The sequence below is a fragment of the Paenibacillus sp. D51F genome (assembly GCF_053345695.1).
The window spans coordinates 113,887-129,759 of record NZ_JBKFAO010000005.1 but is presented as its reverse complement, the minus strand read 5'-3'; the positions used below and the strand labels follow the sequence as shown (position 1 = coordinate 129,759).

General features: G+C 59.1%; 12 protein-coding genes. 7 read left to right on the top strand and 5 right to left on the bottom strand.

Annotated elements, in window-relative coordinates:
* The first annotated feature begins 35 nt into the window (after positions 1-35).
* Positions 36-656, top strand: coding sequence for a signal peptidase I (gene lepB / locus ACLBWT_RS11325; protein ID WP_447663231.1), 621 nt, complete (start codon positions 36-38; stop codon positions 654-656).
* Positions 657-741: 85 nt separating this feature from the next.
* On the opposite strand, the gene ACLBWT_RS11320 is transcribed toward lepB, so the two are convergent.
* Positions 742-1,374, bottom strand: coding sequence for a response regulator (locus tag ACLBWT_RS11320; protein WP_447663230.1), 633 nt, complete (start codon positions 1,372-1,374; stop codon positions 742-744).
* 187 nt (positions 1,375-1,561) lie between these two features.
* The gene (locus tag ACLBWT_RS11315; protein WP_447663229.1) at positions 1,562-2,584 is read right to left on the bottom strand and encodes an LLM class flavin-dependent oxidoreductase; all 1,023 of its coding nucleotides are present in this window, start codon (positions 2,582-2,584) and stop codon (positions 1,562-1,564) included.
* Between the two features lie 299 nt (positions 2,585-2,883).
* Here ACLBWT_RS11315 and ACLBWT_RS11310 point away from each other — a divergent pair, with 299 nt between their 5' ends.
* Both ACLBWT_RS11310 and ACLBWT_RS11305 read left to right on the top strand, forming a co-directional pair.
* Positions 2,884-4,635 (top strand): methyl-accepting chemotaxis protein, encoded by a 1,752-nt coding sequence (locus ACLBWT_RS11310; protein ID WP_447663228.1) that lies wholly within the window; start codon positions 2,884-2,886, stop codon positions 4,633-4,635.
* Positions 4,636-4,775: 140 nt separating this feature from the next.
* Positions 4,776-6,836 (top strand): catalase, encoded by a 2,061-nt coding sequence (locus tag ACLBWT_RS11305; protein WP_447663227.1) that lies wholly within the window; start codon positions 4,776-4,778, stop codon positions 6,834-6,836.
* Between the two features lie 81 nt (positions 6,837-6,917).
* Here ACLBWT_RS11305 and ACLBWT_RS11300 read toward each other — a convergent pair whose 3' ends face one another.
* Together ACLBWT_RS11300 and ACLBWT_RS11295 are read right to left on the bottom strand one after the other, a co-directional pair.
* Entirely contained in the window at positions 6,918-7,328 is a 411-nt protein-coding gene (locus ACLBWT_RS11300; protein ID WP_447663226.1) for a hypothetical protein, read from the bottom strand.
* 60 nt (positions 7,329-7,388) lie between these two features.
* Positions 7,389-7,703, bottom strand: coding sequence for a hypothetical protein (locus tag ACLBWT_RS11295; RefSeq protein ID WP_447663225.1), 315 nt, complete (start codon positions 7,701-7,703; stop codon positions 7,389-7,391).
* 643 nt (positions 7,704-8,346) lie between these two features.
* On the opposite strand from ACLBWT_RS11295, the gene ACLBWT_RS11290 reads away from it, so the two are divergent.
* From ACLBWT_RS11290 to ACLBWT_RS11275, 4 genes are all read left to right on the top strand, one after another.
* Complete coding sequence (locus ACLBWT_RS11290; RefSeq protein ID WP_447663224.1) at positions 8,347-9,249, top strand: LysR family transcriptional regulator; 903 nt, start codon at positions 8,347-8,349, stop codon at positions 9,247-9,249.
* Between the two features lie 596 nt (positions 9,250-9,845).
* The gene (locus tag ACLBWT_RS11285) at positions 9,846-12,893 is read left to right on the top strand and encodes an efflux RND transporter permease subunit (protein ID WP_447663223.1); all 3,048 of its coding nucleotides are present in this window, start codon (positions 9,846-9,848) and stop codon (positions 12,891-12,893) included.
* A gap of 191 nt (positions 12,894-13,084) precedes the next feature.
* Entirely contained in the window at positions 13,085-13,630 is a 546-nt protein-coding gene (locus ACLBWT_RS11280; RefSeq protein WP_447663222.1) for a GrpB family protein, read from the top strand.
* Between the two features lie 194 nt (positions 13,631-13,824).
* Positions 13,825-14,325, top strand: a complete 501-nt coding sequence (locus ACLBWT_RS11275) for a GyrI-like domain-containing protein (protein WP_447663221.1) — start codon at positions 13,825-13,827, stop codon at positions 14,323-14,325.
* Between the two features lie 163 nt (positions 14,326-14,488).
* Here the strand turns inward: ACLBWT_RS11275 and ACLBWT_RS11270 are convergent, their stop codons facing one another.
* Positions 14,489-15,652 carry a glycosyltransferase family 4 protein gene (locus ACLBWT_RS11270; RefSeq protein WP_447663220.1) on the bottom strand — a complete coding sequence of 388 codons (1,164 nt, stop codon included), beginning with the start codon at positions 15,650-15,652 and terminating at the stop codon, positions 14,489-14,491.
* Positions 15,653-15,873: the final 221 nt, after the last annotated feature.

The following is a 15,873-nucleotide window of genomic DNA, read 5'->3' as shown; positions in this document are numbered from 1 at the left end:
CCGTTGAATGGATATGAGGAAAGAAGGTTGCAGCTATGAGCGAGCAGGCGGTTGAACTTGAGAAGTCGACAGCAGGCGGCTCGGCCTCCTCTGGAAGCCAAGCGGCTGAAGAGAAGGCGGCTTCGGCCAAGCCATCCCGAAAATCCGAGCTGATCGGCTGGATCCGCTATATCATCCTGCTGACGCTGGGCTTGTTCCTGCTCACGCATACGATCGGACTCGACCGCGTGAACGGGCATTCCATGGCGCCGACGCTCGGAGACGGCAATATTCTGCTGATCAACAAGGTCTCGACGTACTTCGCGAAGCCGGATGCCGGCGATGTGGTCATCGTCAACAGCGCGGCGCTCGGCTACAGCATTGTGAAGAGGGTCATCGCGACCGAAGGGGACAAAGTGGCGATCCATGAAGGCATCGTCTATGTCAACGGCAAGGCCCTCCCTGAAATGTACACGACCGGCAAAGCGATGGACATGGAAGAAACTGCGGTCCAGCCAGGCTGCGTATTCGTGCTTGGCGACAACCGGGAGCCGGGCGAAAGCCTCGACAGCCGCAGTCCGGAGCTTGGACAAGTGCCGGTCAAGGAGATTGAGGGCTATGCGGTCGTGAGCCTGCTGCCCTGGAGAGGAATCGCCAAACCGCTGGAAGGGATTTAACGGGTCTCGCCAGACGAGCTGCAGCCGGCGCAAATGCAAACGCTGAAAACCCGCCCGGAGCCCGGACGGGTTTTTGGCAGCATCTTCAGACGATGTTCTGGAACATGGAGTTCTGATGGTAGAACAGAGCGGCTTTGGTCCGGTCGGTCAGCTCCAGCTTCGACAGCACCTGGCTGACATGCTTCTTGACGGTATATTCGGTTACGACCAGACGAGAAGCGATCTCCTTGTTGGATAGCCCTTCGCTGAGCATCTGCAGGACTTCAAGCTCCTTGGGCGTCAAGTTATGCGAATTCTCTGCCGGCTTGTCGGTCAGACGGGATTCCAGAAGCTCGACGTCGTAGTACTTGCGTCCGCGGTGGATCATCCGCACCGAATGGATCAATTCTTCGGGCAGCGCCTCCTTGAGCACGAGACCTTCGATGCCGAGGTCAAGCGCCTGTTGAAGCTCGGCCGGACGCATAGAGGACGTCAGGTACATGAAGCGGCAGGAAGCTCCCGCTTGCTTGAGCTTGCCGATGACATCCAGGCCGCTCTGCTGGTTGATCCGGTTGTTCATGATGCATAGATCCGGCTGCAGACTCTGGATATGAGCAAGCGCTTCCTTGCGGTCGGAGGCTTCGCCGATGACTTCGATGGATTCTTCGCCGGACAGGATGGAAGTGAGTCCTCTGCGGACCAGCTGATAGGGATCGACAACCAATACACGTATGGACATCGTACCTGCAGGGCCCCTCTCTTTGATCAATATATATGGGGTGAAATGAAATCGATCCGAAATGTAACTTTAGTAGTAAAAACAAATGGAGTGGCATTCAATAGTATACAGTTTCTTACAAACGCTATCAATAAAAAAAGACCGGTATATTCAGCTGAACAGCGCTGGATATACCGGTCTTTGCCGTTCAGCTATTCCATTCGTTCACGGCTTCGGCTGCGATCCGGTATGATTTCAGCCTGGCCTCTTGATCGTAGATTTGGCCGGCAATGATGAATTCATCCGCTCCGGTCTCTTGTTGAATTTCCGGAAGACGGGTTTTGATCGTCTCCGCCGTTCCGACGATCGAGTAGCGGAGAGTACTGGCGAGAACCGCCTTCTCCTGTTCCGACCACAATCCGTCCATGCTGTCCACTGGCGGCTTCAGCATGCCCGTGCGTCCGCGTACGATGTTCAGGAACTGCTGCTGCTGGGAGGTGGCCAGATAAGCCGCCTGGGCTTCGGAATCCGCGGCCACGATATTGACGGCCACCATGGCATACGGCTTGTCCAGGTGACGAGATGGCTTGAAGCTGCTGCGATATAGATGGAGCGCCGGGATCAGATAATCCGGAGCGAAGTGGCTGGCGAACGAGAACGGCAGGCCGAGCTCTCCGGCCAGCTGGGCGCTGAAGCCGCTGGATCCGAGCAGCCAGATCGGAATGTCGAGCCCTTCGCCGGGAACGGCACGCACGCCGGGAGCGGCCGTGCCTAGAGACGGATCGAAGTAGCCGCGAAGCTCGCTGAGCAGCTCAGGGAAGTCCTGGCCGCCGGCCGTCAGGCCTCGGCGCAGCGCGCGGGATGCCGGCTGATCGGAGCCGGGCGCGCGGCCGAGGCCGAGATCGATCCGGCCAGGGTAGAGCGATTCCAGCGTGCCGAATTGCTCGGCGATCTGGAGCGGGGCATGGTTCGGGAGCATGATGCCTCCGGAGCCGACGCGGATGCGGCTCGTGCCTCCCGCGACATGCCCGATCACCAGCGAGGTGGCCGAGCTGGACACGCCGGGCATGTTGTGATGCTCCGCCAGCCAGTAGCGGGTATAGCCGAGCTCTTCGGCGTGGCGCGCCAGCTCGAGCGTGCGGCGGAACGACTCGGCGGGAGTGGAGCCCTCCACGACCGGGGCAAGATCCAGCACCGAGATCGGAATGTGTTTATGGTCAGATGCAGTCATCGTACATCCTCCTTTGGGGAGCGTTGATCAGGGACGGAAGTCCCTGTTTACTTATTATTCGTGATCAGGTTTCAAAAAGCAAGTGAAGCGGTCGGATATGGAGATAGAAAAAACAACCCTGCATGGATGGGTTTCAGGCGTCTATTTTTTTGAATGGGAGACTCATTTTCGTCGGTTGAATCGCTTCTTTTTTTTGTTGAAAACTGTCATAAATTTGCGAAATTTGTCGATCAAGTTTAATATACCAGTGAGTGTAAATAAAAAATAGTGTTACTAACTTTATCGGGGGGTTAAAGAGGATGAAAATCCGGACCAATCTTTTGCTAGGCTTCTCCGTTGTGCTTGCGCTTACTCTTTTGGTCGGAGCCTTGAGCTGGAATCAGCTCAACTCGCTCCACCGAACGTATCAATCCCTCATTCAGGACCGGGTCGGAACAATACTGCTGATCAAAGATCTGAAATATTTGGCGGCAAGCGAGGCGAAAAACGTCCGCGGCTATCTGATTACGGAACAAAAAGCGTCCTTCGACGCTTACGAGGCCGATCGGCAGTCTTTCGCCACAGGGATGGAGGCGCTCAAGGGCAGCTTGAAGCAGGAGAAATCCAAGGAGCTTGCAAGCAAGCTGGAGCGGCTGGAGAACGAGTATGCCGGCATCGTTGCGACGATAGCCGGCTATAAGCAAAGAGGCGATACGGCAGGATATATCCAGCTGGTCGAGGAGCAATGCATCCCTATGGCGCTCAAGCTGTCGGCTGCGGCGGAGGAGCTGGAGCTCTTCCAGCAAAGCCAGCTTGCGCAATCTCAAGCAGAGGCGGGGGCGCAAGTGGCCGACGTGCAGAAGGTGCTGGCCGCGGCGATCGTGCTCGCGCTGCTCCTCGGAGCTGCGGCGGCTATTGTTATTTCAAGACGGATCTCTCGTCCGGTGGACGAGGCCGCAGGGGCCGCGCAGCGAATCGCAGAGGGGGACTTGACCGGAGATGACCTGCCTCCTGCCTCGATCCAGGAGCTTGACGTTTTGACCGGCGCCGTGAACGGCATGAAGAAGCAGCTGAGCCAGCTCCTCCGAACCATCGATCAAAATGCCGGAGAGCTTGCGGTTTCATCCCGCCAGCTGGCAGGTGCATCGGCATTAGCGGCCTCCAAATCAGAGCGCATCTCTCTATCGGTCCACGCTATCGCGGAATCCGCCTCCGCTCAACGGGAGCGGATGAATGAAAGCCGGACCGCCATGGAGGAAAGCGCCTTGAGCCTGCAGCGTGTAGCCGAAGCGGCATCCATTACGTCGGAATCCTCCGAACAGGCTCTGCAGCAGGCCGACATGGGGAGCCGCCTGATGTCGGAAACAATGGGAAGAATGAAGGAGATCCGAACCGTCATGGAAGGAGCCGCTGAAACCGTCGGAAATCTGGTCGAACAGTCCGCCCGGATCAAGGAGATGGCCGCCTTTATTCACGATGTGGCTTCCCAGACGAATCTCCTCTCCTTGAATGCTTCCATAGAGGCCGCACGGGCGGGGGAGAGCGGAAGAGGATTTGCCGTCGTCGCCCAAGAGGTCAAGAAGCTGTCGGAAGAAACGAGGGAAGCTTCGGCCCGCATCTCCGAATTCGTGTTCGGCATCTCGCAGCATGCGGACCGGGCGGTCCAAGCGGTGAATAGAGGAATGGAGGAAGTCATGCTGGGGTCGGAGAGCATCGGAAATACCGAATTATCATTCCGTTCTGTGGCTCATTCCATCACGACCGTAGCTCAGCAAGCCCAGGAGGTATCCGCCTCCACGGAGGAATTGTCGGCTTCCATGGCGCAGATGCTGGCCTCCAGCGACGAGCTGCTGTCGCTTGCTTCCACGATTGCCGATCATTCCGGATCATCGGCCCATGAATGCAGCGCACAGATGGCATCGATGCAAGACATATCCGGTTCTGCGGAATCTTTGCAGGCGATAGCGGCGCTGCTTCAGGAGAAGCTGGATGCCTTCCATGTCGAAGAAGAGGCCATGCGTTCGACCGTCGATGCGCCGCAGCCTGTGGTCCCTGCCATCTCCGCCCTTTGATCCGTTTGCTTCTCGGTTCCATCCCGCTCCTGCAAGCGTGATTGGCCGGGAATAGCGGAGGGTAAGAAAAAGTGCTAATGTTCAGCTGATCTTTCAGCGTGCGAAGCACCTTCCAACCCCTTAAGGAGGAGATACGAAGAATGAGCCAAGACCCGAAGCAGACCGCAGCCGGAACGAGCAAGGACGAGCAGCTTGCGCAGCATACCGTCGACAACGACGGGCAGAAGCTCACGACGAATCAAGGCCTGCATGTGGCGGAGGACGAGCATTCCCTGAAGGCCGGCGTGCGCGGCCCGACCTTGATGGAGGATTTCCATTTCCGGGAAAAAATGACGCATTTCGACCATGAGCGCATTCCGGAGCGCATCGTTCATGCCAGAGGCTTCGGCGCCCATGGCTACTTCCAGGTGTACAAGCCGATGGCGGAGCTGACGGAAGCCGGCTTCCTGCAGGATCCGTCGGCCAAGACGCCGGTATTCGTCCGCTTCTCTACGGTAGCGGGTTCGCGCGGCTCGGCGGATACGGTCCGCGACGTGCGCGGCTTCGCCGTGAAATTCTACACCGAGGAAGGCAACTTCGATCTCGTCGGCAACAATATGCCGGTCTTCTTCATCCAGGATGCGATGAAGTTTCCTGATTTCATCCATGCGGTGAAGCCGGAGCCTCACAATGAGATTCCGCAAGCCCAGTCGGCGCATGATACGTTCTGGGATTTCGTCATCAACAACACCGAGACCGCCCATATGATCATGTGGGCGATGTCCGACCGGTCGCTGCCGCGCAGCTTCGGCATGATGGAGGGCTTCGGCGTCCATACGTTCCGCCTCGTCAACGCCGAGGGCAAGGCGCGCTTCGTCAAGTTCCACTGGAAGCCGGTGCTCGGCACCCATTCCCTCGTCTGGGACGAGGTTCAGAAGCTCGCCGGCAAGGACCCGGACTTCAACCGCCGCGATCTGTACGACGCGATCGAGGCCGGCAGGTATCCGGAATTCGAGTTCGGCATCCAGGTGCTTGAGGAAGAGGACGAGTTCAAGTTCGACTTCGACATTCTCGATCCGACCAAGCTGTGGCCTGAGGAGCTCGTGCCCGTGCAGCGCATCGGCAAATTGACCCTTAACCGCAATACGGACAATTTCTTTGCGGAAACGGAGCAAATCGCCTTCCATCCGGGACATCTAGTCAAGGGCATCGATTTCTCCAACGATCCGCTGCTGCAAGGCCGGCTGTTCTCGTACACGGATACGCAGCTGTCCCGTCTCGGCGGTCCGAACTTCCACGAACTTCCGATCAACCGTCCGATGTGTCCGGTCCACAACAACCAGCGCGACGGCATGCACCGGATGACGATCAACCGCGGTCCGGTCGCTTATCACAAGAACGGCATCGCCGGAGGCTCGCCGCATCCGACCGAGGACGGCTACAAGCATTACCAGGAGAAGGTCGACGGCCGCGTCACGCGCGAGCGCAGCGACAGCTTCAAGGATCATTACAGCCAGGCCACCCTGTTCTGGAACAGCATGTCCGAGGTGGAGAAGCAGCATATCATCTCCGCCTTCAGCTTCGAGCTCGGACATGTGAAGGACAAGAGCATCCGCCAGGGCGTCGTGGACATGTTCGCGCAAGTAAGCGGCAAGCTCGCTGCGTCCGTCGCGGCCAACATCGGAGCGCAGCCTCCGGCCGACCTGAACGGAGGCTCGGAAGTGAAAGCATCCTCGCCGGCCCTCAGCATCATGAATACGGTCAAGTCGGCGAAAAACCGCAAGGTGGCGATTGTTGTCGCGGACGGCTTCCGCGGCGCGGAGACGGCGGAGCTGGCCGCTGCCTTGACGGCTGCCGGAGCGCTGCCGGAATACCTCAGCCCGACTCTCGGCATGGTAAGCGGAGACGACGGCAGCGAGGTTGAAGCGGCGCACAGCTTCCTGACGAGCGACTCGGTGCTCTTCGACGCCGTATTCGTCGCCGGCGGCGCAGCGAGCCTTGCGATGCTGAAGTCGAATCCGAAGCTGCCGGACTTCCTGAAGGAAGCGTTCCAGCACTTCAAGGCGATCGGCTTCGGCAGCCCGGAAGATGCCGCGGAGCTGCTGCAGCTGGCCGGATTGAAGGCGCAAGCAGGCGATCCGGGCATCGTGAGCGCAGAAGGTTCGGCAGAGGCCTTCGTCGAAGCGGTCGCGGCGCACCGTCACTGGGCGCGCAAAATGTAGGTTGTCTTTTCCATTTCCAAAAAGGGTATGACCAAGCACTACTTGGTCATACCCTTTTTTCAAACCGTTTTCAATAAGGAACTAAGGCGGCATGCTGCCGCCGTGGAGAGGTGGATGAAGGCGGCCGGCCAGGAACACGCCAGCTGTGAGCCGAGCTCGTTCGCCCAGCCGCCGCCATGCCAAGCCGGAGCGCCGCTTGAGCGGCGGCATCAGCAGGCGGCCGGCCAGTCCGCCGGCTCCGGCGGCGGAGAGCACGAGGCCCAGCATGCCGGAGCTCAGGCAGAGACGGTCCTTGGCCGTGAAGATCACCGTCGCATCCACCATTCCCGATGCGGCGTTCATGAAGACGAAGAGCAGTGTAAGCTGCCACAGCGCGCGGTTGCGCAGCTCCCGCCAGGCTTCGGCCAGCTCCCGGCCCCAGCCCGGCCGACTTCTGGCGCGGCGAGCGGTCCTCTGCCGGGAGCAGCGAGAGCAGCAGCAAGGCGGGAACATAAACGGCCGCCGTCAGAAGCAAGCCGTCCTGCAGCTTCGAGAAGGAGAGGACAAGCCTGGTCAGCGCCGGACCCTTTTCTCGGTCCACAGGTACAGGCCGGCCAGCACGGCGGTCTGGAAGAAGACTGAGAGGATCGTCCAGCGTTTCTTGCGGGAGCGGTCGACCAGGACGCCTATGAACACGGCAAGCAGCAGACTTGGCAGAAATTCCATGCTGCGCATCGCCGACATCGCGACAGCGGAATGCGTGAGGTCGTAGAGGAACAGCCTCAGCGTCAGCTCATAGAGCTTGCCGCCGAGCGCCAGCACGAAGCGGAGGACAGCAGCAGCATGAACGGGGGGCTCCTCCACAAAGCCGGAGGACAGCAGCAGCATGAACGGGCGGCTCCTCCACAGAGCCGGACGGGGGCCATTCGGATGGCTGCGGCGGAGACAGGATGTGGAGCCGGTAGGGAAGTCGGTCGGTTATCGGGCGGCATAACGGCATTCATTCTCCTTGGTTTATGAGAACAGAAAGGATATCATACGAGTACGATCTTTTCTTCTCGAGTCGCAAGCTTGCAATGCGGCTGGGCTGTACGGCTTGAGCAGGCTTGCAGCATCAGTATAATCGGCCTATGCGAGGTCAAAAAGCGAAAGAGAATTGTACCGGAAGCCGAGAAGCGTCACCCTCGAACCTGCTGAGTCCGTCCCTGCGGGCCGAGCGCGAGAAGGCGATGGACGCCTGCATGTCCGAGAATTGCGGAGAGCGTCGGATCGCGCAGCTGAGATGCTGGGAGAAGAGACTGAGCTCAGAGCGGTTCCTGCTGTTCCTCTTCCACTCCAAGCACACCGCCAGCATGGATCGGCGGCTGGGCGTGGATGCCCTGAATGCCTGGGGAAAGGTCAGCTGTAAGGACGCAAGGGTAAAGCCCGCTCCGGACGGGAATTGGCCGCATGGTTGAAGATAGCTGAAATCAAGTCAATTCAGGTAATGCTTAGTATTTCCATGAGTATGCAGATTAGAAGGGGGAAGTCCATGACGCTACAGCAGCTCAAATATGTCATTGAAGTTGCAGTCCGCGGATCGATGAACGAGGCGGCCAAGCGGCTGTTCATCTCGCAGCCGAGCCTGTCCAAAGCGATCCAGGAGCTGGAGAATGAACTGCAGATCACCATTTTCCGGCGCACCAACAAGGGGATCATCTTGTCCGCTCAGGGAGCCGAGTTCCTCGCCTATGCCCGGCAGGTCGTCGAGCAGGCTGAGCTTCTGGAGAGCCGCTACCTCAGCGGCAAGCCGTCGCCGCAGCATTTTTCCGTCTCGACCCAGCACTATGCCTTTGCGGTGAATGCTTTCGTGCATCTGGTGCAGGAATACGGACAGGAGGAATACGAGCTCGCCCTTCGAGAGACGAAGACGCATGAAATCATCGAGGACGTGCGAACGCAGCGCAGCGAGATCGGCATTCTGTACCGCAATGAATTCAATGCCCAGGTCATCCAGAAGCTGCTCTCATCGGCCAATCTGGAATTCCGGACCCTGTTCACGGCACAGCCCCATGTGTTCATCAGCATCCGCAATCCGCTCGCCAAGCAGGCTAGCGTCACGATCGAGGATCTTCAGCACTATCCATACCTCTCATTCGACCAGGGGGAGTACAACTCGTTCCATTTCTCGGAGGAGATCCTCAGCACGCTCTCCCATCCCAAGAGCATCCGGGTCAACGACAGAGCCACGCTGTTCAATCTGCTGATCGGCCTGAACGGGTATACGATCTCGACGGGCGTGCTGAGCGCCGATCTCAATGGGAACGAAATCATTCCCGTGCCTCTCGAATGCGAGGAGACGATCGAGGTCGGCTGGATCAGCCACCGGCATATTGCTCTATCCAAGCTTGGAGCGGCTTATGTGGAGGCTCTGCATGAGGTCATACGCGGTTGATCCAGCCGTCATCATAGCCTGCCAAGCGGAGGCCGGATGGAAGGCTTCACCGACGGGGAGCTCCGCCGGTCCTGATGGAACCCTCGATTTCATGCGGCATCTGGATGAAAAAAGTCGGAGAACGCAAATAGGAGACTTGGTCCCAATAGGGAGCAGGTCTCTTTTTTTGGCAAGGAAGGATTCAAACGTCTTCCGAAGACGTTCCTCTTTTTCGTCAAAAAAGTTTCGATTCAAAGCTCAGCCACAAGCGTCGGCTGGCAGATAAGGAGCTTGGGCGGGAAGCTGGTACGGCTGGCCGCCTTCAGTACAGATAGCCCAGGAAATCATTCCTGCGGACGTTCCTTCAGGTTCCGCTGTCAGGGGTTCGTGCCCTGCCCTATCCATCGGCTGCAGGCTTCTGACATTTAGACGCACGGAAAGCTGTCATGTTGCTGTTTCGGCTGTCGGCCTCCGCCTCCAGACCGATGCCCCGCCCGTCTTCAGCAGGGACTCAATCCCGTTCCCGAGCCGTTTCCCGCTCTCTCTTCCGCCGGGTATGCTAGATACTGGCTTTCATACAAAGACAGAGAAAATCGGATGAGGAGAGGATTCAAGGGATGAGGTCGTTGATCGAAGGGGCTTTCCGCAACAAAGCCGCGGTTATCTTGTGTGTTATTTTGGTGTTGGGACTCGGCATATTCAGCTATTCCAAGCTGCCGATGGAGTTTTTGCCGGAGGCGGACAATCCGCAGGTGACCATTACGGCCATCGGGCCCGGTTATGATGCTGCTTCCATGGAGGCGCTGGTGACCAAGCCGATGGAGGAGGCGACGGCCGGCGTCAAAGGAAAAACGGCGTCGTTCGCTTCTTCCGGAGACGGATATTCGCAAATCAATCTATCGTTCGATTCGTCGGCCGACATGAAGCAGGCGAAGGTTGAAGTCGACCGGGCGATCGCCACCGTGCCGCTGCCGGAGCGCGTCGGCGCGCCATACGTTGTTCAGCTCAACACGTCGATGATTCCGATCAGCTGGGTTACGCTCACCTACGACGACAGCCTGGATGCGGCGCGCCAGGAGCAGGCCCAGAAGGAAATCATGGAATCGTTCCAATCGATCGACGGCATGGGCTCGGTAACCGTGTCGGGCAAGCCGCAGCCGCAGATCCGGATCGTGCCGGACGCGGCGAAGCTGCAGGAGAAGGGCGTTCCTCTGCAGTCGATTTACGCGGTCATGAACGGCCGCTCCGCCTCCGCATCGGTCGGATCGGGCATATTGGACGGAGCTGCGGTCAACCTGAACGTCAGCTCCACCCTGCATGACGAGGCGACGCTGAAGAAGCTGCCGGTGGCGGCCGGCGTGACTCTTGGCGATGTGGCATCCGTCGAGCGGGAGAGCGGCAGGGAGAACGTCAGCCGCATCGACGGCAAGGATGCGATGGTGCTCACCTTTACGAAGGCTGCCGGAGCCAATGCGGTCGATGTCGGCAAGCAGATCGAGCAAAAATCGGAAGAGCTCAGCAAGGAGATGCCGGGCGTGCAGCTCAAGGTGCTCATGAGCACCTCCGAGCAGGTCGTTCATTCCGTGAACAGCATGATGCGCGAGGTGCTGTTGGGAGCTTTGTTCGCGACGATCGTCATTCTCGTCTTCATGCGCAACATCCGGGCGACGCTGGTTACGATCGTATCCATTCCGCTGTCGCTCGGCCTGACACTGTACCTGCTCGACGCCTCCGGCGTCACGCTCAACATCCTTACGCTCGGCGGCGTCGCCGTCGCCGTCGGCCGGCTGGTGGACGACAGCATCGTCGTTATCGAAAATATATTCCGAAGGCTGCAGAAGGAAACGTTCTCGCCGAAGCTGGTCATCGATGCGACGCGGGAGGTCGGCACCGCCATTACGGCATCTACGCTGACGACCGTCGCCGTATTCCTGCCGATGGGCCTGCTGCGCGGATCGCTGCAATCGTTCCTGCTGCCGTTCGCCTTGACGGTGACGTATTCCCTGCTGTCCTCGCTGCTTGTGGCGCTGACCGTCATCCCGCTCATGAGCTCCCGCATGTTCCGCAACGTCCGGATCACCGAGCATGCGCCGTCGCGCCGCTTCCAGAACATACTGGAGTGGAACCTGCGCCGCAAATGGGTGCCGCTGACGGCTGCCGTCATTCTTCTTGCCGGTTCGATCGGTGCTTACGCGGCAATGCCGAAAGGGGCGATCGACTCCTCGGACGCTTCCAACGTCAACATTACGCTTGCGTTCAAGGCCGATGCCACCCAGGAGCATTTGCTGGAGGAAGGCAAAAAGATGGAGACGTTCCTGACAGGCCTGGACGGACAGGACTGGGTCTATATGTCGGCAGGCAACAGCTCCGATGGAGCCAGATTCGGAGATGTCTCCTCCCCGACGGAGGTAACCTTCCTGCTTGGCATGAAAAAAGGCGCTGATGCCGAAGCTGTCATTGAGTTGATCAAATCGAAGCAGTCCGAATACCCGGATGCGGAATTGACCGCTTCGGCGATGAGCATGATGTCCGGGGGCGGGGGATCGCAGGTGTTCGTTGACGTCGCCGGCTCCGATATCGCGGCCGTGTCGAAAACAGCAGACGAGGTCATGGCCCGGATCAAGCCCGTCAAGGACGTGCTGAAGGTCGAAAGCAATCAGCAGGAACGCAAGCAGGTCTATACGCTGGAGGTCGATCCGGCGCAGGCCAAGGCGGCGGAGATCGCCCAGCAGCTGCAGGGCATGCTGAACCCGGTTCCGATCGGCCAGCTCACGGAAGCGGGCGGGAGGCAGACACCGGTCATTCTGGAGCCGATGCTGAAGCCGGAGAAGGCTTCCGAGCTGCCTGGCCTGACGGTGATGACGGATGCGGGGCCGAAGCAAGTATCGGCCGTCGCCCAGTGGAAGAAGGAAGAGAAGGCGGCTATGTACTTTCTCAAGGACGGCAAGCCGTATGTGAGAATTACCGCATCGGCAGAGCCGAGCCGCCTGTCGGTCGTCGGCGCCGACATCAAGAAGGCAGCCGATGAAGTGAAGGCTCCGGCCGGAGTCCAAGTTCTCGTCGGAGGAGCCTCCAGCGACCAGTCGCAGGATTTCGCCGATCTCGGCATGATCGCGCTCGTCTCCATCGGAATCGTGTACCTCATCATGGTGCTGACATTCAAGACGCTGCGGGCTCCGCTCGCCATCATGTTCACGCTGCCGCTGGCCGCGATCGGCGCGGTGCTGGGTCTGATCGTCACGCAGGTGACGCCGGACTTCACGGCGATGTTCGGGGCGCTCATGCTGATCGGCATCGTCGTCACCAATGCGATCGTGCTCATCGACCGCGTCAAGCAGAACGAAGAGCGCATGACCATCCGGGAAGCGCTGCTTGAGGCGGCGGGCACCCGCATGAGGCCGATTCTGATGACGGCCGTCGCCACCGTCTGCGCCATGCTTCCGCTTGTGTTCGGATCCTCGGAAAGCGGGAGCATCGTATCGCAGAGCCTCGCCATCGTCGTCATCGGCGGCTTGATCGTGGCCACCGTGCTCACTCTGATCATCGTGCCGTGCATCTACGAGCTGTTGTTCTTCCGCAAGTCGGCGCGTCAGCGCCGGGATGCTGCCACGGCTGCGGGCAAGGCTTCCGCAACGGGCCAGCCGGCCCTGCAGGCCGAGCTCTAATTGAAGCGCCGGAGCATCCATCCTTAGGGTGCAGCCGGAGGAATATGCGGCATGGAACGGAATGCAACCCGTCCCCTTCAGGGGGACGGGTTTTTTCTCGGTTGGCTGTCTGGGAGGAAGCCCTCTGCTCTATTGCGGCATTAGACTTGTTATAATGGACAAAGATGGAAAATCGAGGGGGAGTCTGGCTCATGGAGGATCAATGGAAAATTTCGGAGCATGCTCCCGAGTGGAGGACGTACTTTCTGGATACGGCCGACAAGCTGCGCAGAGAGCTCGGTCCGAGCGCCTTGCGCATCGACCATATCGGCTCGACGTCGGTCGCCGGCCTCGATGCCAAGCCTATTGTGGATATCCAGATTTCGATATCTTCGTTTGGAGAATTCCGTGCATGCAAAGATAGAATGGAAGCGGCTGGCTTTCGGCACCGCGAAGAAAACCCAGATCTGACGAAGAGGTATTTCCGCGAGCTTCCAGGCGCTCGGAGAACTCATATCCACGTCCGCGAAGCGGGCAGCTTTGCGGAACAGGTCGCACTGCTGTTCCGGGATTATCTGAGAGCAAATCCGGACGCGTGCCGGCGTTATGCAGCCGAGAAGCATCGCCTGATGGGCCTGTTCAAGGAGGACCGTCCCGCATACGTGGAGGGAAAAGGGCCGATCATCTGGGAGCTTCTTCGTGAAGCCGGCAGCTGGTCCCAGATGGAGGGCTGGCGCCCTGGGCCATCGGATGGCTGAGCCCCTGGAACCCGGTTCTGAGCGGAATCATGACCGCAGAGGCAGGAAGATTTCGCACTCCTGGGGACGGACTGCCGACGAAAAGGATGTCCTATGCATCTCGAGGCAAAAACTTCTCTTTCTATGACAGAATTTGTCCATATAGTATAGTATGATGATTCCAGAACAGGCAAATTAAAGGAGGGAAATTGAATATGGATAATCAGATCGCCGAGGCTCGGCTGATCAAGCGGCCAGCCTTTCGGGCCGTTGGCATCCGGTGGGAGGGGACATTCGAAGAGGCCGGCGCGGGAGGCATCCGGATCTTGCAGGAACAATTCAAGAAGAGGCTGCGCGAGATTCAAGGGGCGGTGCAGACAGATGTGCTGCTCGGCTTGTCCTATCACGCTTTTCCCGCTGCAGAAGGTTTTGTCCATTATGCGGCCGTGAAGCTGGGAGAGCAGGCTTCCGAGACCCTTCCGGAAGGCATGACGGGCATCACAGTCCCGGAGCTGGATTATGCCTGCTGCTTCCATCGCAAAGGGCAGAGCATAGACCTCTCTTACAAGAATCTGTATGCCTGGATCGGCGAGCAGGGCATGAAGGAGGCCGCTCCTGAAGGCTTGACTCATTACGAGGAGTACCCGATGAGCCAGGATCCCTATGACCGGGATCCGGAGTTCTCCATTCTGATTCCCGTGGAGCGGGCTCTCTAGAGCAGGACGAATCCCCTGTCGGCCTTTTGGGCTGCAGGGGATTTTTTGGAGCCGTGATGCTCGTCATGAAAACAAGCGTTCAGGAGCATGGGCATTGAGAAAAGCCCGCCAAGTCTAGAGAAATGGAATTGGAATGTTTGGTATTACAAAGGAATACTTTTTTTCAGGAGACGGAAATCCCTTTCCAGGAGCGGCTGGTTTCCGCTTTGGCGCGAAGGATTTCCTCGTACTGATCCACGATGCCCCCCAGCACCTGGTCCCAGGATCGGCCCAGCGCCTCTCTTCTTCCAGCCTCTCCCATGGATGAGGCCTCCTCGGGACGGGCAAGCAGCCGCTCAAGAGCATCGATGAAGGAGGCCGAGTCGCCTGGAGGACACAGGAGGCCGGTGCGTCCTTGGCGGACGAGCTCCTTGACGCCGCCGGCTTCCGCTCCGATGACCGGAAGCCCGCTTGCCATGGCTTCCAGGACGACGTTGCCGAAAGTCTCCGTGCTGGAGGGGAAGAGGAACAGGTCGGCCGAAGCGTACAGACGCGCCAGCTCCGCGCCTTCCCGGTATCCGGCAAAGGTGACGTTGTCCGGCATCTGGCGGCGCAGCTCGGGCAGCAGCGGGCCGTCGCCGACGACCAGCAGATGGAGCTGCTCGCGGGTTTCGCCGGACAGCCCGTTCATGACGGCTGCGAGGGTGGCGAGATCCTTTTCCGGCGCGAGCCTCCCGACGTAGAGAGCCAGCTTTTTCCCTGGCAGGCCGAATTGCTCGCGGATCTCGTCCGGCGAACTGAGATTCGGGTGGTAGGCGCTGCAGTCCACTCCCCGCTGCCATAACCGGAGGCCGCCGAAGCGATGCCGGTAGAGGGAGAACAGCGTCTCCCGCGAAGGGACGAAGGTGGCGGCGCATGTCCGGTGGAACCAATGGGCATAGCGCCAATAGAGCCCAGAGGCATGCTGAAGGCCGTAGTAGGCCAGGTACCGGTCGAAGTGGGTGTGGTAAGAGGCGACATGGGGGATGGCATTTTTGCGGGCATAAAGAAGTCCGCTCAGGCCGATGTTGAACGGAGTCGCCAGGTGGATCAGGTCGGGACGGAAACGGTTCAGCTCGGCTTTGAGGGCGATGGGATTGGGCATGGCGATCCGGCATTCGGGATACAGGAAGAAGGGGATGCTGGGGTAGCTCCTTACGAAGCTCTGTTCCGTATCGGCGGAGCAGCGGGGCGTCAGTACAAGCGGCTCGATGCCCCTCTTTTCGAGGTAAGCGGCCAGACGTCCGAGCGTGCGCGCGGCTCCGTTTCTCTGAGGCACATAGGTGTCGGTGAACAAGGCGACTCGCATGGCTCATCCCTCCGTTCTCGGTTGGGAAGAGAGTACCATGAGATTGTCAGCGGATCGTCAAGGAATTGTTGAGAGCGTTTGAAGGCAGCAAGCCACGCCCAGGTCTCTGGATCAGTTGAAAGGCAGGATCATCGCCAGCGTCATGATAAATAAACGGATTCAGACAGGCTCGGCAGCAAAAGAAGGGAATCCGGTCCTTGGACCGGATTCCCTTCTGCCCG